The organism is Paracidovorax wautersii (assembly GCF_031453675.1).
In the GTDB taxonomy this organism is placed as follows: domain Bacteria; phylum Pseudomonadota; class Gammaproteobacteria; order Burkholderiales; family Burkholderiaceae_C; genus Paracidovorax.
In genome coordinates this window covers 4,553,480-4,571,377 of sequence record NZ_JAVIZX010000001.1, presented here as the reverse complement: position 1 = coordinate 4,571,377, position 17,898 = coordinate 4,553,480, and the positions used below count along the sequence as shown (strand labels likewise).

Below are 17,898 nucleotides of genomic sequence, written 5' to 3'. Positions count from 1 at the left end.
GCCGGGCCAGCGCGCGTGGGGCGGGTTGCGGCCGTAGCCGATCAGGTCGCGCGGGTAGGGCAGGGTGGCGTCGTAGAGGGTCATGGTGCGGCGGCCGCCAGGGCCAGGGAGAGATCGTTGGTAGGGCGCTTGTGCTCGTCGAACGCCAGCCCGGCTTCGACATGCAAGAGGTGGGCCTGCATCAGCTGCACGGCACGCTCCTCGTCGCGCGCCGCGAGGGCCGCGACGATGTCGCCGTGTTCCTCGTGCGAGTGCGCAGCGGCGCTGTCGGACTGGTACATGAGCGTGATGAGCGCGCAGCGCGAGATCAGATCGCCCAGCATCTGGGCCAGCACGTCGTTGCCCATCAGCTCGGCCATGCGCACATGGAAGTCACCCAGCAGCTCTGCACGCATGCGCGCATCGGTGCCGTCCATCGCGGCCTGCTCGTGCGCCACGTGCTGGCGCAGCGCACGGATCTTGGCCGGCGTGCTGCTGCGCGCGAAGGCTCGCGTCATCTCGGTCTCCAGCATGCGGCGCACGGCGAACACCTGGCGCGCCTCTTCCACCGAAGGCGTGGACACGAAGGCACCCCGCGCCGGCTCCAGCGTCACCAGCCGGTTCTGCGCCAGCTGGAACAGCGCCTGCCGCACCAGCGTGCGCGACACGCCGAAGTGATCGGCCAGCTTCTGCTCGCCCAGCTTGGTGCCGGGCTGCAGACGGTGCGTGGCGATGGCGCGGGTCAGCGCCTGGACGATGGCGCCGGTGGAGGAGGATTCCATGGCCTCTGGCGGTGAAAGGAGGGGGCAGCGGATGCGTAAAAGTGTATACACTTTTGGTCGACAAACATCGGCGTTCCGGCGTCCCCACCTCAGGAGATTCCCCATGGGCCTCAGCACCCACGTTCTCGACACCATGCACGGCTGCCCCGCTGCGGGCATGGCGGTGTCGCTGTATGCCACTCAGGGCGATCAGGCCACGCTGGTCAAGCAGCTGGTCCTCAACCACGACGGCCGCACCGACGCGCCGCTGTTCGACAGCGCCGGCCTGCGGGCGGGCACCTACCGGCTCAGCTTCGACGTGGCCGGCTACTTCCGTGCGCGGGGCGTGGAACTGCCCGAGCCGAACTTCCTGAACGTGGTGCACCTGGACTTCGGCATCGCGCATGCCGACCAGCACTACCACGTGCCGCTGCTGGTGAGCCCGTGGAGCTACTCCACGTACCGGGGCTCCTGAACGCTCTTTTTTTGAGAGCTGCTTGCGCTTGAAGTGCGGGCAGTTGCGATGGAAAAGTGCCTGGAAGTGGCGTTGGTCAAGTGTAGTCAGCTCCTGATTTGCGATCGGAAGTCCTACCCTGGGCGTCCGCTCCATGGGCGTCGCCACGGGTCTCTGCACGCATCGAGCGGCGCAGTGAATCGCCCAGAGATTCCCTAGCGCTGGCCCTCGGTCAGGGTGTCCAGCTGGAAGTTGCCGCTCTTGTCCCAGAGCCACGTGTCGGTATAGGTCACCTTGCCCATGCGCGCCGGAACGGGAAAGGGCGCCGCCGCGCGCACCGTGCGCTCGATCTCGGCGATGACATCCGGCGCATGGCGCGGCGCGCGCAGCCAGCGCACGGCGGTCACGCGGCCGGCGCGGTCGATGTCCACCTCCAGCACCCCGATGGCGTGCAGCAGCGGCGGCAGCTGGCCCTTGTAGATGCGCTGCGCGTTCAGCCCGTACAGGTGCGTGGCGGCGTCCTGCCGGTAGGCGCGCGGCGTGGCGGCGGCCGAGCTGCGGGCCGATCCCTGCTGCGCGGGCACGGGGCCGATCACCGGTGAGTCGCTGCCCGGGTGGCTCTCCGGTGGGGGCGGAGGCGCCTCGGGCCCGGACTTGCAGGCGGCCACCAGGGCCGTCACGGCGGCGACCAGGCTGGCGGGCAGCCAGGAGGCGCGCTTCTTGCGGGCGGCGGGTGCACCGGTAGGACGATCGGAAGAGGGCTGAGACATGGCTGGGCCGCTATGCTGGATGAACAACAACAACAATCCGGTGATTGTGCCGGTGTTGCCGGCACCGCGCTGGCGGGCGATGGCCCGCGCCGCCCTCCTGCCGGCGCCTCCTGTCTCCATGGAATCGAAAGGACGTGATGGCCGGGCCATTGCATGAATTACTGCAGCGACTGCAGGCTGCGCCGGCCTGCCTTGTGACGGTGGAGTCCGTGCAGGGCTCCGTCCCGCGCGAGCCGGGTGCCTGGATGGCCGTGTTCGGCGAAGGGGTGCCGCTGGTCGGCACCGTGGGCGGCGGGCACCTGGAGCTGCAGGCCATGGCCGAGGCACGCCGCCGCCTGGCCGACCCGGCGGCGGCCGCGGAGCGCCCGGCGGTGGAAAGGCACGCCCTGGGCCCCAGCCTGGGCCAGTGCTGTGGCGGTGTGGTCCATCTGCGGTTCGAACGGGTCACCCACGCCGACATTCCGGCGCTGCGCAGGCGCCTCGCGCCGCCGCTGGCGCCCGTGGCGCTGTTCGGCGGCGGGCATGTGGGCCATGCGCTGGCGCGTGTGCTTGCGCCGCTGCCGTTCGCGCTGCACTGGATCGACAGCCGCGACGGCGTCTTTCCGCCCGAGCCGCTGACAGACACCTTCTGCGAGCACTCCGAGCCCGTGCAGGCCGCCGTGCCCACGCTGGCACCGGGCAGCCGGGTGCTGATCATGAGCTTCAGCCACGCAGAAGATCTGGACGTCGTCGCCGCCTGCCTGCTGCGCCAGCGCGAGCGCGGCGACCTGCCCTTCATCGGGCTCATCGGCAGCCGCACCAAATGGGCGACCTTCCGCCACCGCCTGGAGGCGCGCGGCTTCACGCCGGACGAGCTGGCGCAGGTGACCTGCCCCATCGGCGTGCCGGGCATTGCTGGCAAGCAGCCCGAGGTGATTGCCGTGGCGGTGGCGGCCCAACTGCTGCAGGGCCTGGGTTGAAGACGCTGGCGCCGAAATTGCTTGATGCACGGCAGGGCGTGGATACACTGCGCTGTGTTTTTTCGATGGTCGCAGCGGTGCCGGGGGCGGAACGGTCTCTCAGGTGCGCGGCTTTTTTTCTCTGCTCAGAGCGCCCGCAGTGGTGAGCAGTCCGACGGCGTCCCACGCGCCGTGTGCGGGAACGGGTTCGCGGGTGGTCCGCAACGCGTTCCGAGGAACAAGACCATGGAAAGCTATCTTCTCGACTGGGCCAACCTGCTGCTGCGCTGGGTCCACGTCATCACCGCCATCGCCTGGGTGGGCTCGTCGTTCTACTTCGTGTTCCTCGACTCCAGCCTCACGCCGCCGGTCGACGAAGACCTGAAGAAGCAGGGCGTGAGCGGAGAGCTGTGGGCCGTGCACGGCGGCGGCTTCTACCACCCCGTCAAGTTTGCGGGCGCGCCGCCGCAGCTGCCCAAGAACCTGCACTGGTTCTTCTGGGAGAGCTACAGCACCTGGATCAGCGGCTTCGCGCTGTTCACCGTGTCGTATCTGTGGAGCGCCAGCACCTACCTCATCGACAAGTCCCGCATGGACTGGGCGCCGGCCACGGCCATCGTGGTGGCCCTGGCCTTCCTGGTGGTGTTCTGGCTGCTGTACGACGCCATCTGCCGCCTCTTCGGGCGGCGCAAGAATGGCGATGCCATCGTCGGCGCGCTGGTCTTCGTGCTGGTGTGCGCGGCCTCGTGGCTTGCCTGCCACTGGTTCGCGGGGCGCGCGGCCTTCCTGCTCGTGGGCGCGATGATCGCCACCAGCATGAGCGCCAACGTGTTCTTCTGGATCATTCCCGGCCAGCGCAAGGTCATCGCGCAGATGAAGGCCAGCCAGCCCGTGGATCCGATCCACGGCCAGCGCGGCAAGCAGCGCAGCGTGCACAACACTTACTTCACGCTGCCGGTGCTGTTCTGCATGCTGTCCAACCACTACAGCTTCACCTGGAGCCATCCGCAGAACTGGCTGATTCTCATCCTGATGATGTTCGCCGGGGCGGCCATCCGCCAGTTCTTCGTGCTGCGCCACGGCTGGAAGCTGGGCCGCAACGCCCATCCGCTGCCGTATGCCCTGGTGGGGTCGGCGGTGATCGTGGGCGCCGTCATCGGGCTCAAGCCATCGATGGCGCCGGCCGCGGCCGCGGCAGCGGCGCCCGCCGGTGGCGCGGCCCCCGCGGCGGTGGGCTACCAGCAGCTGCAGCCTGTGCTGGCCCAGCGCTGCTACCTGTGCCACGGCGAGCAGGTGCAGATGAAGAACCTGCGGGTGGATTCGGCGGCCTCGGTGCAGCAGCACGCGCAGGCCATCTACCAGCAGGTGGCGGTGCAAAAGCTCATGCCCATGAACAATGCCACCGGCATCACCGAGGACGAACGGGCGCTGGTCAAGCGCTGGTTCGAGGGCGGTGCGTCCGTGGCCCCTTAGAACTCTTTCTGGCCTGGCCTTGCCGGCCGCCGCATGCGAAGGCCCGCCCGGTGGCGGGCCTTCGGCTTTCCGGCGGCGGCGCTGCGTTAGAGTACCGCTGCTTTTTTGAAAGGAACCGGCTTGGAAATCGTGAGCTTTTTGATCGACTTCATCCTGCATGTCGACAAGCACCTGGCAGCCTTCGTCGCTGCCTACGGGCCGTGGGTCTATGCCCTGCTGTTCATCATCGTCTTCGTGGAGACGGGCGTGGTGGTGATGCCCTTCCTGCCCGGGGACTCGTTGCTGTTCATCGTGGGTGCGCTGTGCGGCGCCGGGCTGATGAGCTTTCCCATCGCCGTCACCGTGCTGCTGGTGGCCGCCATCCTGGGGGACCAGTGCAACTACACCATCGGCCGCTATTTCGGGCCCAAGGTCTTCCAGTGGGAGGACTCGCGCTGGTTCAACCGCCGGGCCTTTAACCAGGCTCATGAGTTTTACGAGAAATACGGCGGCGTCACGATCGTGATCGCGCGCTTCATGCCCTTCATCCGCACCTTCGCGCCGTTCGTGGCCGGCGTGGCGGAAATGGGGCGCACCAAGTTCACCGCGTACAACGTGGGCGGCGCGCTGCTGTGGGTCCTGGGCATCTGCACGGCCGGCTACTTCTTCGGCAACTTCCCCTGGGTGCAGCAGCATCTGGACAAGATCATCTGGGCGATGATCTTCATTCCGGGCCTGATCGCGATCTATGGCGGCTGGCGCGCGAGCCGCAAGAGCGCCGCTGCGCCTGCCGCGCCGCAGTGATGCGCTGAGTGTGCGACAGACATGACAAAGGCCGCCCAAGGGCGGCCTTTGTCATGGGGGATCACGGAGGGGCGGGCGATCAACGGCGGCCGTTTTGGCGGTCGCGGTCCTTGCCCACTTCGTTACCGATCAGTGCGCCGGCTGCGGCGCCGCCCACGGTGGCGGCGGTGCCGCCCAGTGCGCTACCGACCACGCCGCCGGCCACGGCACCTACGCCGGTGCCAACCTGCTGGCTGGTGGGGTTGGTCGAGCAGCCGGCCAGGCCCAGAACGGCAACACAGGCGGCAGCGGAAACGAGATGACGATAGTTCATGGTGTGCTCCTTCAGCGTTGTTGGCAGACTGGACAGGGCATCGCTGCCGCCATCCCATCCGTGTACCAACTATTGCGCCATCGCCGTGCCGCAGGTGTAGGCAGTCGAGGCCGGACCCTGTAGGACTCAGCCCGCCTGCAAGCAGATGGTGACGAGAAGCGATGCGTCCTTGAGCGCACGCAACGAATGCTCCGCGCGCGGCTCCAGGTGCAGGAAGTCGCCGGCCTGCAGCAGCCGCGCCGCGGTGCCGGCATGAAACTCCACCTCGCCCTCGATGCATTGCACCGTGATCTCGCCGGGGGTGTCGTGCTGGCGCAGTTCCTTGCCCGCGGGCAGCACCACGCGGATGACCTCCAGCTGGGCGGCCTTGATGATGGCCGACGTGGCGGCCTCGGCCAGCCGCTCGCCCAGCGGCAGGATGCTGACGACTTCTCCGGACCGTGCGTGAGGTAGTGCCATGGGGTTCTCCTGATGGACCATCGAGCTTGCCCGCCCCGGCGGCCTGGGATCAGACCGACCGGCTGCGTGCCAGGGGCGGGTTCTTGGCGAAGTATCGCGTGATGCCGCGCATGAGCGCGTCAGCCAACTGCTGCTGATACGCGGCCGACCGCAGCTTGGCCTCTTCCTCCGGGTTGCTGATGAAGGCCGTCTCCACCAGCACGCTGGGGATGTCGGGCGCTTTCAGCACGGCGAAGCCGGCTTGCTCCACGCGCGGCTTGTGCAGCTTGGCCATGCCGCCGATCTCGCCCAGCAGCGCGCTGCCGAGCTTGAGGCTGTCGTTGATCTGCGCGGTGGTGCTCATGTCCAGCAGCATGCGCTGCACGTGCTGGTCCTGCGCCTTCACGTTCAGGCCGCCCACCAGGTCGGCCTGGTTCTCCTTGTTGGCCAGCCAGCGCGCGGCGGTGCTCGAGGCGCCGCCCTGGCTCAGCGCGAACACGCTGGCCCCGCTGGCCCTCGGGGTGGTGAAGGCATCGGCATGGATGGACACGAACAGGTCGGCCTGCACGCGGCGCGCCTTTTCCACCCGCGTGCCCAGTGGCACGAAGAAGTCGGCGTCGCGCGTGAGAAACGCGCGCATGGGATTGCCGCCCACGGTGGTGGCGTTGATGCGGTCGCGCAGCAGATGCGCGACCTTGAGCACCACGTCCTTCTCGCGTGTGCCGCCCGGGCCGATGGCGCCGGGGTCTTCGCCGCCGTGGCCCGGGTCGAGTGCCACGATGATGAGCCGGTCGGTGGCCTTGGCGATGGCGGGCGCCGCGGGCTGCGCGCGCGGCGGTGGCGGCGGGGCGGCCGCGGTGATGGGGGGCGGCGTGACAGCGGGGGCTGCGCCGTGTGCGGGCGGCACGGGCTGGTCGGCCGGCGTGCTGTGCTTGGCGATCAGGTCGCCGAGCGGGTCGGCGGCCGTGCCGGGCCGCGCAACGGCGCTGGGCACGGGGGGCGGGGGCGTGCCCTCGCGCAGGCGCTCGGCGATCAGCGCCTCCAGCGGGTCCTCGGCCACGGCGGGGTACAGGTCGAACACCAGGCGGTGGCGGTACGCGGCGATGGGCGGCAGGGTGAACACCTGCGGCAGGGCCGCATGCTTGAGGTCGATCACCAGGCGCACCACGCCGGGCGCGTTCTGGCCGACGCGGATGCCGGCGATATTGGGATCGTCCGGCTTGACCTTGGCGACCAGCTCGCGCAGCTCGGGGTTCAGGTCGAGCCCTTCGATGTCCACCGCGAGCCGGGGTGGCGTGGCCACGAAGAACTGCTTGGCCACCAGTTGCTGGTCGGATTCGATGGTGACGCGGGAATAGTCCTGCGCGGGCCAGACGCGCACGGCGACGATGCCGGCGCCGCGCGCGATGTGCTGCGCGCCGAGCAGCAGCACGAGGGTGCCGGCCTGCAGCAGCGAGCGGCGGGATGCGCCGGGCGCGCGGCGGCTGCGGTTGGGGCGCGGCGAGTGCTCGTCGCTCATCGGAGATCCTCCATGCGGCGTGCGTCGGCGGTCGGGGGCAGGGTGCGGTGGTGTGGCGCGGCGTGTTGGTTCTTCATGCCTGCAGCCCCAGCAGGATATCGTCGCCACGGGCCGTGCCGGCCTGCAGCGTGACGCGTCGGGTGTCATCATCCTCTGCTTCAATGTGAATAGCAAGGTCCGCAGGCGGAATCAGGGCTGCAGCCTTCTCGGGCCATTCGGCGAGCTTGAGCCCCGCACTGGCGAACACGTCGCGAAAGCCCGCGTCTTCCCACTCGCGCGGGTCGCTGAAACGGTAGAAGTCGAAGTGCCAGATGGCCAGGCCGGGCGCCTCGTGCGGCTCCACGACGGCATAGGTCGGGCTCTTGATGCGGCCCTGCACGCCCAGCGCGCGCAGCAGGTGGCGCACCAGGGTGGTCTTGCCGGCGCCCAGGTCGCCGTGCAGGGTGATGAAGGCGTTGCGCAAGGCCGGCTGCGCGGCCAGACGGGCGGCGAAGCGGGCGGTGTCGTCTTCGCCGTGCCATTGCTGATCCATGCGCAGGTGCGGCGGCGCGGCGCGCGCAGCGCCGTCAGCAGAGGGGCTTTCTACAATCTGGCCGTGATGTCGTGCAGCAGTCAACTCGTTCCTCAAATACAAGGCTGGGCCCGCGAGCTGGGATTCTCCCAAATCGGCGTGGCGGGCGTGGATTTGTCGTCCGCCGAAGCGGGATTGATGCAATGGCTGGCCCAAGGGTTCCATGGTGACATGCATTACATGCAGGCGCATGGCCTGAAGCGGGCGCGGCCGGCCGAGCTGGTGCCCGGCACCGTGAGCGTGATCACCGCGCGCATGGACTACCTGCCGCAGGGCCGCGACCCGCAGGGCTGGCAGGCCGTGGAGTTCGACCGGCTGGCCCGGCCGGACGAGGCCATCGTGTCGGTCTACGCCCGGGGGCGGGACTACCACAAGGTGTTGCGCGCGCGTCTGCAGAAGCTGGCGGACCGCATCGGCGAGGCCGTGGGGCCCGTAGGGCACCGCGTGTTCACCGACTCCGCCCCGGTGCTGGAGGCCGAGCTGGCCAGCCGCAGCGGGCAGGGCTGGCGCGGCAAGCACACGCTGGTGCTGAACCGCGATGCGGGCTCGATGTTCTTCCTGGGCGAAATCTACATCGACATGCCGCTGCCCGCCAGCGCGCCGGTCACTGCGCACTGCGGCAGCTGCCAGGCGTGCATCGACGTGTGCCCCACGCAGGCCATCGTGGCGCCCGGCCGGGTGGACGCGCGGCGTTGCATCTCTTACCTGACCATCGAACACGCGGGCGCCATCCCGGTGGCGCTGCGGCGCGCCATGGGCAACCGCATCTACGGCTGTGACGACTGCCAGCTGATCTGCCCCTGGAACAAGTTCGCGCAGGCGAGCCGCCTGCCGGACTTCGACGAGCGCCGCGGGCTGGTGGGCCAGCAGCTGGTGCACCTGTTCGCCTGGGACGAGCCCACCTTCCTGCGCATGACCGAGGGCGGCCCCATCCGGCGCATCGGGCACGAGCGCTGGCTGCGCAACGTGGCCGTGGGCCTGGGCAACGCGCTGCGGGCGACGGGCGATGCCGGCGTGCGGGCGGCGCTGGCTGCGCGGGCGGACGACCCGAGTGCGCTGGTGCGCGAGCACGTGGCCTGGGCGCTGGCGCAGGAATCTGAATAAAATAGGCCTCTGGCGCTTATCTGATAAGCGCAGGCAGCTATATATTTGATAGTGATGATGACCGGCGTCGCTGCCCGAGGCGGCTACGACTGCGGCGTCCGCAGCCATCCCGCGACCCGCAGCCGCTGGGCCAGCCCTTCGGCGAACCGGCGGTAACCCGCCGCGTTGGCGTGCACCGCGTCCGAGCGCAGGCGCGCATCGCCCAGCACCTCGGACCAGCCGCCGCTGTACACCGCCACGTTCAACTCGTCGGCCAGCTCTTCGTACAGGGGATGGTCGCTGAGAGGGCCGCCTGCCGCGGCGATCACGGAAAACTGGGGCACGGCCACCAGCAGCACAGGCACGCGGGCAGCCTGGATGGCCTGGACGGTGCGGCGGATGGTGGCCTGCGTGGCGGAGGCGCTCTGGCGCCGCAGAAAGTCGTTGCCGCCGGTGCACAGGATCACCAGCGCGGGATCATGTTCGGCCATCAGGCCCGGCAGACGCTCCAGGGCCTGGGCTGCGGTGTTGCCCGAGATGCCGGCGTTGACGACGTGCCATCCGGTCAGCTCCTGCAGCACGGCGGGGTAGGCGTCCTGGGTGCCGGCGCCGGTGCCCCAGGTGAGCGAATCGCCCAGGGCCAGCACCGTGGCGCCTGAGGGAATGGGCTGGGTCTTGGCCGGCTTGCGGCCGCAAGCCGTCGCCAGGACGGTCGCGGCGCCGGTGGCCGCCAGCAGGAGCGTCCGGCGGCGCAGGGGAGAGGAGTGGAGCAGGGGACGAAGGGACGGAGTCATGTACGGGCGGTGTATGCCTTGGAGAGATCAGCGCAGCACGCCCAGCGCGAACGGCAGGCTCACCACGCCCAGCACGGTCGACAGCGTCACCAGTCCGGCGACGTACGGCCCGTTGTAGCCCATGCGGGCGGCCAGCACGTAGCAGGTGGAGGCCGTGGGCAGGGCGGTGAAGGCCAGCAGCACGGTGGTCTGCACGGTATCGAGCTGGAACAGGTGCGCCATCCCCAGCCCGATCAGCGGCGTGATGAGGTGCCGGATCAGCAGCACCGACGCCGACAGCGCCTTGCCCCGCGTCAGCAGGCCGAACTGCATGCCCGCGCCCGCTGCCATGAGCCCCAGGGCGAGGGACGAGGCGCTGATGCGGCTCACCGTGGGCTCGATCCACGCGGGGATGCGAAAGCCGAGCAGGTTGGCCACCAGCCCGGTCGCCGTGGCCACGATCAGTGGATTGCGCACCAGCTCGCGCAGAAACCCGTGCTGCCCGGCGCGCGCCATGGGCCAGACGGCGGCGATGTTGAACATCGGCACGCACACGCCGATCAGCACCGCGATCAGCAACAGGCCCTGCGGGCCGGCCAGGCGCTCGGCCAGCGCCAGGCCGATGAAGGAGTTGAAGCGGAAGGCGATCTGCGCGCTGGCCGCATGGTCGCGCGGGTCGATGCGTTGGCCGATCCAGGGCAGCCGCGGCAGGCTGTACGCCAGGCCGATGCCCAGCAGGCCGGACAGCACGCCGGCAGCGATCAGCCCGGAGGCCTCGCCCACGTGGATCGGGCTCTTGACGATGGACTGGAACAGCAGCACCGGAAAGAGCAGGAAGTACACCAGGCTCTCCACCGGTTGCCACACGGAGCGGTTCAGGGGGGTGTAGCGGCAGAGCAGGTAGCCGATCAGGATCAGCGAGAAATCCGGGAGAAGGAGCTGGGCGTAATTCACCGGCCGAGGATACCGTGGCGTGTGTGTCGGACGGCGCTGACGGTGGCTTGCAATTGCCTGACGCGGGGCGCGCCGACTCGGGAAATCCCTGACGGATCAAGGACTTGCACCCCCCGGTTCCACAAGGCGGTGCGGATAGGATGCCCGCTTACTGTTCGCACAAGCACATTGAGGAGGAAAACCATGCAACGTCGAATCTGGCTGGGCGTCGCCCTGACCGTGGCCGCAGGCACCAGCTTGGCCCAGGGCTATCCCAACAAGCCCGTGCGCCTCGTCGTTCCCTTTGCCCCCGGCGGCACGACCGACATCATCGCGCGCGTCATCGCCGACCCGCTGTCGCGTGCGATCGGCCAGCCCGTGGTGGTGGAGAACAAGGCGGGTGGCGGCGGCATCATCGGTGCGTCGGAAACCGCGCGCTCCACGCCCGACGGCTATGCGCTGGGCATCGCCACGGTGTCCACCACGGCGGCCAACCCGGCCATCAACCCCAAGACGCCGTACAACCCGCTGACCGACTTCACTCCGATCATCAACATCGCGGCCACGCCCAACATCATTGCGGTGAACCCCAAGTTCCCCGCCAAGGACTACAAGTCCTTCGTGGCCGAGATGAAGAAGTCGCCGGGCAAGTACTCGTACTCGTCGTCCGGCACCGGCGGCATCGGCCACCTGCAGATGGAGCTGTACAAGAGCCTGACGGACATCTTCGTCACGCACATCCCCTACCGTGGCGCCGGCCCGGCCCTGAACGACACCGTGGCCGGCCAGGTGCCGATGATCTTCGACAACCTGCCCTCGGCGCTGCCTTTCATCAAGGACGGCCGCCTGGTGCCCATCGTGGTGGCGGCACCCCAGCGCGTCGCCGCGCTGCCCAATGTGCCCACGTTCAAGGAAGTGGGCCTGGAGCCGGTGAACCGCATGGCCTACTACGGCATCCTGGGCCCCAAGGGCCTGCCGAAGGACGTCGTGGACAAGATCAACGCCGGCGTGCGCAAGGCGCTGGAAGACCCGGCCGTGCGCAAGCGCATCGAGGACACGGGCTCGCTCATCGTCGCCAACACCCCCGAGCAGTTCACCGAGCAGATCAAGGCCGAGTTCGAGGTCTACAAGCAGGTGGTGCAAAAGCAGAAGCTGGTGCTGGAGTGATGCCGCAGCCGGGCGCGCACCTGGCGTGACATGCCCGCCGGCGCTGCCACCCGCGCCGATGTGCTCTCCCCAAGCCGCCTGCGGGCGGCTTTTTTACGTGCTAAGTTCGCCCGATGCTTCCCGACAGCCAGTCCTCCATCGATGCCTTCATAGACGCCCTGTGGCTGGAGGACGGCCTCTCGCGCAACACGCTGGCCGCCTACCGGCGCGACCTGTCGATGTACGGCGACTGGCTGGCTGCCCAGGAGCCGCCCCTGGCCGTAGACGCCACGGAGGAGCACCACCTGCACGGCTACTTCGCAGCCCGGCACGCCACCACCCGCGCCACATCGGCCAACCGGCGCCTGACGGTGCTGCGCCGCTATTTCCACTGGGCGCTGCGTGAGGGCCGCATCCAGGTCGATCCCACCGTGCGGCTGCAGGCCGCGCGCCAGCCGATGCGCGTGCCCAAGACGCTGTCGCAGGCGCAGGTCGAGGCGCTGCTGCACGCGCCCGACACGGCCACGCCGCTGGGCCTGCGCGACCGGGCCATGCTGGAACTGATGTACGCCAGCGGGCTGCGCGTGACCGAACTGGTCACGCTCAAGACCTTCCACCTGAGCCTGCAGGAAAACGTGCTGCGCGTGATGGGCAAGGGCGGCAAGGAGCGGCTGGTGCCGTTCGGCGCCGAGGCGCAGCGCTGGCTGGAGCGCTACCTGGCCGAGGGGCGCGGCGCCATCCTCGCGGGCCAGCAGACCGATGACCTGTTCGTGACCCAGCGCGGCGCGGCCATGTCGCGCGTGATGTTCTGGGTCATCGTGAAGAAATGCGCCCAGCAGGCCGGCATCACCGTGCCGCTGTCGCCCCACACGCTGCGCCATGCGTTCGCCACGCACCTGCTCAACCACGGTGCCGATCTGCGTGTGGTGCAGCTGCTGCTGGGCCATGCCGACATCTCCACCCACGACCATCTACACCCACGTGGCGCGCGAGCGGCTCAAGCAGCTGCATGCGCAGCACCATCCGCGCGGGTAAGTCCTGCTTGCGTCTCGCGCCATCCGGAGCACGATCACGGCGACCACAGGAGACCACGACATGACCCGTTTCAAGCAATGGGCCGGCGCCTGCGCGATGGCGCTGCTGTCCACCGCCGCGTGCGCCCAGGCCTGGCCCTCGGCCAAGCCCATCCGCCTCATCATCGGCTACCCGCCGGGCGGCGGTATCGACTTCACCGCACGCACCGTGCAGATGCCGCTGCAGGCCGCACTGGGCCAGCAGATCGTGATGGACTACAAGCCGGGCGCCGGCGGCATGATCGCCGCGACCGAGCTCACCCGCGCCGCGCCGGACGGCTACACGCTGCTGCTGGCCAACACGGGGCCCTTCGCCATCGCGCCGTACCTGCAGAAGAAGATGCCGTACGACCCGGTGCGCCAGTTCACCTACATCGGGCAGATCAGCCTGGGGCAGCTACATCGCGGTGACCCGGCCCGACCATCCCGCCAAGGACCTGCGTGGCTGGGTGGAATGGGCCAAGGGGCAGGGCGGCCAGGCCAATTTCGCCTCGGGCGGCGCGGGCACCTCGACCCACCTCAACGGCGAGTTGATGAACCAGGCCACCGGCCTGAACGTGACCCACGTGCCGTACAAGGGCAGCGCTCCTGCCATCCAGGACCTGATCGGCGGGCAGACCCAGCTGCTCATCGATGCGGGCACGGTGCTGCTGCCGCAGATCAAGGGCGGCAAGCTCAAGGCCCTGGCCGTGACCGGACCGCGCCGCGACCCGCAGCTGCCCGACGTGCCCACCGTGCGCGAGCTGGGCCTGGGCGCCATGGAGTCCGTGGGCTTCCAGGGCCTGGTGGGCCCGGCCGGCCTGCCGCGCGATGTGACGGAGCGGCTGTCGCGCGAACTGGCGCGCGTGCTGGCACAGCCCGAAGTGCAGGCCAAGTTCGCTGCGGCGGGCTCGGAGGTGCATCCGGCCGGCCCGGCCGAGTTCGAGGCCTTCGTGAAAGGCGACAATGAGAAGTGGTCGCGCCTGATCCGCGAGCGCAAGCTGCAGCTGGCCGACTGACCCGGCAGGTGCGGCGCCCCGTGGCGACCGCTCCCACCCTCTTTTCTCCACGCTTTTCGCCATCTCCATGCCTCGACACCTTCGCCGCCGCCTGCTGGCCGGTCTGCCCGCCCTGTTCGCCGCAGGCCTTCCCTTCTCTGCCCTGGCACAGGCCCCTGCCTGGCCGTCCAAGCCGATCCGCATCATCGTGGCCTACCCCGCGGGCGGCGTCAGCGACGTGGTGGCCCGCGCCCTGGGCGACAAGCTGTCGTCCCAGCTGCACACGCCCGTGGTGGTGGAGAACAAGGCTGGTGCCGGCGGCAGCATCGGCATGGACATGGTGGCCAAGGCCGCACCGGACGGCTACACGCTGGGCTTTTCCGCCATCAGCCCCCTGGTGCTGAACCCGCACCTGGGCAAGTCGCCCTTCGACCCGGCCAGGGACATCGCGCCCGTGGCCAGCGTCATGTATTCCCCCGTGCTGCTGATGGGCACCCCCGCCACCGGCGCCAAGGACTTCCGCCAGCTGCTGGCCACCGCGAAGGCCCGGCCGGGCGAGGTGCGCTGGGCCACCTCGGGGCTGGCGTCGCTAGGCCACATCATGCTCGAGCAGATCATGCTGACCGGCAAGCTGCAGATCACGCACGTGCCCTACAAGGGCGGCGGTCAGCAGCTCAACGATGCGCTGAGCGGGCAGTTCGAGGTGCTGTCGACGAACGCCGGCCCGGCGGTGATGCAGCAGATGAAGGCCGGCAAGCTGCAGGCGCTGGCCGTGGGTGCCCCCAAGCGGCTGGAGACCCTGCCCGATGTGCCCACGCTCGCCGAGCTGGGCTTTCCGGCGGCCAACATGAGCTCGCAGTTCGGCGTCTTCGCGCCCGCGCAGACGCCTGCGCCCGTGCTGGAGCGTCTGAATGCAGAGATCAACAAGGCCCTGGCACTGCCCGACATGAAAGCCCGTCTGGAAGCCACGGACAACGTGCCCACCGGCGGCAAGGCCGCGGACTTTGCGCGGCAGATCGCCGCCGAGTCGGAAACCAACGCGCGCATCATCCGCGCGGCGAACATTCAGATGAACTGAGGGGTGGGCCGGCCGCGCTGCGCAGGCCATGCGGGCCGCGGCAGCGTGGCTGAGCTGATGATTGGCAGCCGGTTGCTCGGCGCCCGGCGCCGCGCCGGCGGCGCGGGCCTTGCGGCTCAGTCTTCTCCGCCCAGGCCCTCGGCCCAGGTCAGCGCCTGCAGGTGCGCCCAGTTCACCTGGCGGTTGGACAGGTGCAGCGCATCCGCGGCGCGCGCGAAGGCGACGTCGTCGCCGCTCTCGCAGGCCTTCGTCAGCTCCAGGAACGGTGCGAACACGCCGGTGTTGTGCAGCAGCGCGTCCACCACGGGCTGTGGCAGCGCCACGGATTCCAGCGCCTTCTCCAGCGGCACGCCCAGCATGGTGTCCAGCAGCGAGAACACGCCCACCACGAAGGCGTTGTCGCACTCCTCGGGGGGAAGCAGCTCGGCGGCCAGCAATTCCATGAGACGGCCGCGCACCACGGCCGTCTGCCCCACCGCCGGGGGCGACCCGCTGGCACGCGAGGTGGTCATCAGCAGTGCCGCCCAGCGGAAGAGCTTCTTGAGGCCGAGAATCATCACCGCGTGGCGGAAGGACGTGACCTCGCACGACAGGCCGAAGCCCGACGAGTTGATGAAGCGCAGCAGGTTGAAGGACAGCGTCGGGTCCTTCTTCAGCAGCTCCTCGATCTCTGCCGTGGTGGCCTGTTTGCGCACCAGGTTGATGAGCTGGATGATGGTCGCCTGCGACGGGCGGATGGTCTGCGCCTTCACCAGCGCCGGCTTGGCGAACCAGTAGCCCTGGAACAGCTTCACGCCCAGGCCCGCCATGCGCTCGTGCTGTTCGGCGGTTTCCACTTTCTCGGCCACCAGCGTGGCCTGCGTGTACTGGCGGGCGAACTTCACCAGCGGCTCGGTCAGCTCGGTTTTGAAGGCCTGCATGTCCAGCTTGATGAAGGCGGCAAGGGGCAGCCAGCTGGCGTAGGAGCGGCGCAGCACGTTCTGGTTGAACGCCAGGCGGAAGCCCCGGGCGCGCAGCGCCTCCAGCGTGGGCACGCGGCCCGCGATGTCTTCGGGCGTGGCGCCGTCGGCCAGCGTGGGGACTTCCAGCACCACCTTCTCGGGGTGGATCAGCTCCAGGTGGCCACCGGCCAGACTCTCATGGGTGCAGTTGATGAAGACGGTCTTCTTGCCGACCAGTGCTTCGGTACCGGCATACGAGAGCGCGTTGAACAGCAGGGCGGCGTCGCTGGCGGCGGTGTGCGCGTCGGCGGCGGTGGAGCGGTCGAAGAGCTCGTAGCCGAACACGGCGCGCTGCTCGTCCAGGATGGCCTGGCGGGCGATGATGATCTGGTTGCCGGCATCTGCGGCCGCGTCGGAAGCGGCGGAAGGGTCAGCGGCGGCAGGGGCTTGATCGGAGGTGCTCGACATGAGGCGCTAGGAGGCAGTGGATAAGGGGATTCTAGAAGCAGGGGGCGAACGGGCCGCTCAGCCCTCGTCCGAAAGATGGTCGGCCCAGGCCAGCGCCTGCAGGTGGGCCCAGTTGATCTGCTGGCTGCTCAGGCCCAGGCGGGTCGCTGTCTGGTCGAAGATCTCGTCGTTGCTGGTCTCGCACGCCTCCGTGAGCGTCAGCAGGTCGCCGAGCACGCCCGTGCGGTGCAACAGCGCTTCGGCCACTGCCTCGGGCATGTGCAGCAGGCCGACGGCGGAGGCGAGGGGCATGCTCAGCATCACGTCCAGCATGGAGAAGATGCCGACCACGAAGGCCTGGTCGGCTTCCTCGGCGGGCAGGATGTCCTGTGCCAGCAGTTCCATCAGCCGCCCCCGCACCACGGCGTTGGAGCCGATGGAGGAGGGAATGCCGCCGTTGCGCGAGGCCGTGAGCAGCAGCGCAGCCCAGCGGAAGAGTTTCTTCAGCCCCATCAGCATCACGGCCTGGCGGAAGGACGTCACCTCGCGTGACAGTCCGAAGCCGGACGAATTGATCAGCCGCATCAGGTTGAAGGCCAGGCCCGGATCTTTCTTGAGCACTTCCTCGATCTCGTCCGTGCTGGCCTGGTTACGCACCAGGTTGATGAGCTGGATGATGCTGCCCTGCGCAGGCGTGAGCAGTTTGGCCTCCACCAGCGCGGGGCGCGAGAACCAGTAGCCCTGGAACAGCTGCACGCCCTTGCTGGACACCATGTCGTACTGCTGGGCGGTTTCGACCTTCTCGGCGATCAGCTCGGCGGTGGAGTGCCGGCCGGCGTAGTTGATGAGCACGGCCAGCTGGTCGTGGGCCAGCACCGAAAGATCGAGCTTGATGTAGTCGGCCAGCGGTAGCCAGGGGGCGTAGGCCGACTCGAGCACGGTGTGGTTGAACGCGAGGTGGAAGCCCCGCTCCCGCAGCCCCGTCAGGATGGGCAGGCGCATGCTCACTTCCTCGGCGGCGGCATGGCCCAGCGGAGGAATCTCCAGTACGACCTTGTCCGGGTCCACCAGTTCCAGGTGGCCGCCGGCCAGGCTTTCGTGGGTGCAGTTGACGAAGATGAGCTTCTTGCCGACCAAGTCTTCGGTGCCGGCATGCGACAGCGCCGTGAACACCAGGATGACATCGCTGGCGGCCGTATGGGCCACGCTGGCGCGAGAGCGGTTGAAGAGTTCGTAGCCGATGACGGCCTGCTGGGCGTTGACGATGGCCTGGCGGGCGATCATGGCGCCGGTCGTTCCGGTCGGCGCAGTGGGGGAGGAGGGGGACTCGAAGGCGGCGATGGACGTGGTGGAGGACATAAGGGATACGGGGAGAGGAACGCGCCGCGGGTTCTGCCGCCAGCGGTCGGGCGCACTGCAGTCGAAGGGGCGGGCGCCGCGAGGACCGC

The 17,898-nt window shown here is 69.1% G+C and carries 19 protein-coding genes and 2 pseudogenes; 11 read left to right on the top strand and 10 right to left on the bottom strand.

The window, feature by feature from the left end:
- Window positions 1-80: 80 nt before the first annotated feature.
- A complete protein-coding gene (locus tag QE399_RS20775; RefSeq protein ID WP_309831866.1) occupies window positions 81-761 on the bottom strand; it encodes a GntR family transcriptional regulator in 681 nt (226 codons plus the stop codon).
- 103 nt (window positions 762-864) lie between these two features.
- Between QE399_RS20775 and uraH the strand changes: the two genes are divergently transcribed.
- On the top strand, window positions 865-1,215 hold the full coding sequence (uraH, locus tag QE399_RS20770) for a hydroxyisourate hydrolase (protein WP_309831863.1): 351 nt from the start codon (window positions 865-867) through the stop codon (window positions 1,213-1,215).
- 194 nt (window positions 1,216-1,409) lie between these two features.
- Here the strand turns inward: uraH and QE399_RS20765 are convergent, their stop codons facing one another.
- Complete coding sequence (locus tag QE399_RS20765; RefSeq protein ID WP_309831861.1) at window positions 1,410-1,964, bottom strand: hypothetical protein; 555 nt, start codon at window positions 1,962-1,964, stop codon at window positions 1,410-1,412.
- A 19-nt stretch (window positions 1,965-1,983) separates the two neighbouring features.
- Between QE399_RS20765 and QE399_RS20760 the strand changes: the two genes are divergently transcribed.
- From QE399_RS20760 to QE399_RS20745, 4 genes are all read left to right on the top strand, one after another.
- A complete protein-coding gene (locus QE399_RS20760; protein WP_309831859.1) occupies window positions 1,984-2,121 on the top strand; it encodes a hypothetical protein in 138 nt (45 codons plus the stop codon).
- Window positions 2,102-2,923, top strand: a complete 822-nt coding sequence (gene xdhC, locus QE399_RS20755) for a xanthine dehydrogenase accessory protein XdhC (protein WP_309831857.1) — start codon at window positions 2,102-2,104, stop codon at window positions 2,921-2,923. The genes QE399_RS20760 and xdhC overlap by 20 nt, the downstream gene beginning before the upstream one ends.
- Window positions 2,924-3,148: 225 nt before the next feature.
- The gene (locus QE399_RS20750; protein ID WP_309831856.1) at window positions 3,149-4,375 is read left to right on the top strand and encodes a urate hydroxylase PuuD; all 1,227 of its coding nucleotides are present in this window, start codon (window positions 3,149-3,151) and stop codon (window positions 4,373-4,375) included.
- A gap of 120 nt (window positions 4,376-4,495) precedes the next feature.
- The gene (locus tag QE399_RS20745; RefSeq protein WP_309831854.1) at window positions 4,496-5,158 is read left to right on the top strand and encodes a DedA family protein; all 663 of its coding nucleotides are present in this window, start codon (window positions 4,496-4,498) and stop codon (window positions 5,156-5,158) included.
- Window positions 5,159-5,237: 79 nt separating this feature from the next.
- On the opposite strand, the gene QE399_RS20740 is transcribed toward QE399_RS20745, so the two are convergent.
- From QE399_RS20740 to tsaE, 4 genes are all read right to left on the bottom strand, one after another.
- A complete protein-coding gene (locus QE399_RS20740) occupies window positions 5,238-5,471 on the bottom strand; it encodes a glycine zipper domain-containing protein (RefSeq protein WP_309831852.1) in 234 nt (77 codons plus the stop codon).
- 126 nt (window positions 5,472-5,597) lie between these two features.
- Window positions 5,598-5,930 carry a cupin domain-containing protein gene (locus QE399_RS20735; RefSeq protein ID WP_309831850.1) on the bottom strand — a complete coding sequence of 111 codons (333 nt, stop codon included), beginning with the start codon at window positions 5,928-5,930 and terminating at the stop codon, window positions 5,598-5,600.
- Window positions 5,931-5,979: 49 nt separating this feature from the next.
- On the bottom strand, window positions 5,980-7,428 hold the full coding sequence (locus QE399_RS20730) for an N-acetylmuramoyl-L-alanine amidase (RefSeq protein WP_309831847.1): 1,449 nt from the start codon (window positions 7,426-7,428) through the stop codon (window positions 5,980-5,982).
- A 73-nt stretch (window positions 7,429-7,501) separates the two neighbouring features.
- Window positions 7,502-8,044, bottom strand: a complete 543-nt coding sequence (tsaE, locus tag QE399_RS20725) for a tRNA (adenosine(37)-N6)-threonylcarbamoyltransferase complex ATPase subunit type 1 TsaE (protein WP_309831845.1) — start codon at window positions 8,042-8,044, stop codon at window positions 7,502-7,504.
- Window positions 8,045-8,056: 12 nt separating this feature from the next.
- Between tsaE and queG the strand changes: the two genes are divergently transcribed.
- Window positions 8,057-9,103: a tRNA epoxyqueuosine(34) reductase QueG gene (gene queG / locus QE399_RS20720; protein ID WP_309832228.1), complete on the top strand. Its 1,047-nt coding sequence runs from the start codon at window positions 8,057-8,059 to the stop codon at window positions 9,101-9,103.
- A gap of 83 nt (window positions 9,104-9,186) precedes the next feature.
- Here queG and QE399_RS20715 read toward each other — a convergent pair whose 3' ends face one another.
- Both QE399_RS20715 and QE399_RS20710 read right to left on the bottom strand, forming a co-directional pair.
- Entirely contained in the window at window positions 9,187-9,876 is a 690-nt protein-coding gene (locus QE399_RS20715; protein ID WP_405044042.1) for a GDSL-type esterase/lipase family protein, read from the bottom strand.
- A gap of 27 nt (window positions 9,877-9,903) precedes the next feature.
- Window positions 9,904-10,809: an AEC family transporter gene (locus QE399_RS20710; RefSeq protein ID WP_309831843.1), complete on the bottom strand. Its 906-nt coding sequence runs from the start codon at window positions 10,807-10,809 to the stop codon at window positions 9,904-9,906.
- Window positions 10,810-10,992: 183 nt separating this feature from the next.
- Here QE399_RS20710 and QE399_RS20705 point away from each other — a divergent pair, with 183 nt between their 5' ends.
- The 5 genes and pseudogenes from QE399_RS20705 (at window position 10,993) to QE399_RS20685 (ending at window position 15,062) form a co-directional block, all read left to right on the top strand.
- The gene (locus tag QE399_RS20705) at window positions 10,993-11,955 is read left to right on the top strand and encodes a tripartite tricarboxylate transporter substrate binding protein BugE (protein WP_309831841.1); all 963 of its coding nucleotides are present in this window, start codon (window positions 10,993-10,995) and stop codon (window positions 11,953-11,955) included.
- A 113-nt stretch (window positions 11,956-12,068) separates the two neighbouring features.
- Window positions 12,069-12,969, top strand: a pseudogene (gene xerD / locus QE399_RS20700) (site-specific tyrosine recombinase XerD).
- A 60-nt stretch (window positions 12,970-13,029) separates the two neighbouring features.
- Window positions 13,030-13,332, top strand: a pseudogene (locus tag QE399_RS20695) (Bug family tripartite tricarboxylate transporter substrate binding protein); the annotation flags it as partial.
- Window positions 13,333-13,414: 82 nt separating this feature from the next.
- The gene (locus QE399_RS20690; protein WP_309831839.1) at window positions 13,415-14,005 is read left to right on the top strand and encodes a Bug family tripartite tricarboxylate transporter substrate binding protein; all 591 of its coding nucleotides are present in this window, start codon (window positions 13,415-13,417) and stop codon (window positions 14,003-14,005) included.
- A gap of 67 nt (window positions 14,006-14,072) precedes the next feature.
- Entirely contained in the window at window positions 14,073-15,062 is a 990-nt protein-coding gene (locus QE399_RS20685; protein ID WP_309831837.1) for a Bug family tripartite tricarboxylate transporter substrate binding protein, read from the top strand.
- A 116-nt stretch (window positions 15,063-15,178) separates the two neighbouring features.
- Here QE399_RS20685 and QE399_RS20680 read toward each other — a convergent pair whose 3' ends face one another.
- Together QE399_RS20680 and QE399_RS20675 are read right to left on the bottom strand one after the other, a co-directional pair.
- Window positions 15,179-16,471, bottom strand: coding sequence for an EAL and HDOD domain-containing protein (locus QE399_RS20680; protein ID WP_309831835.1), 1,293 nt, complete (start codon window positions 16,469-16,471; stop codon window positions 15,179-15,181).
- Window positions 16,472-16,528: 57 nt separating this feature from the next.
- Entirely contained in the window at window positions 16,529-17,809 is a 1,281-nt protein-coding gene (locus QE399_RS20675) for an EAL and HDOD domain-containing protein (protein WP_405044039.1), read from the bottom strand.
- Window positions 17,810-17,898 lie beyond the last annotated feature (89 nt).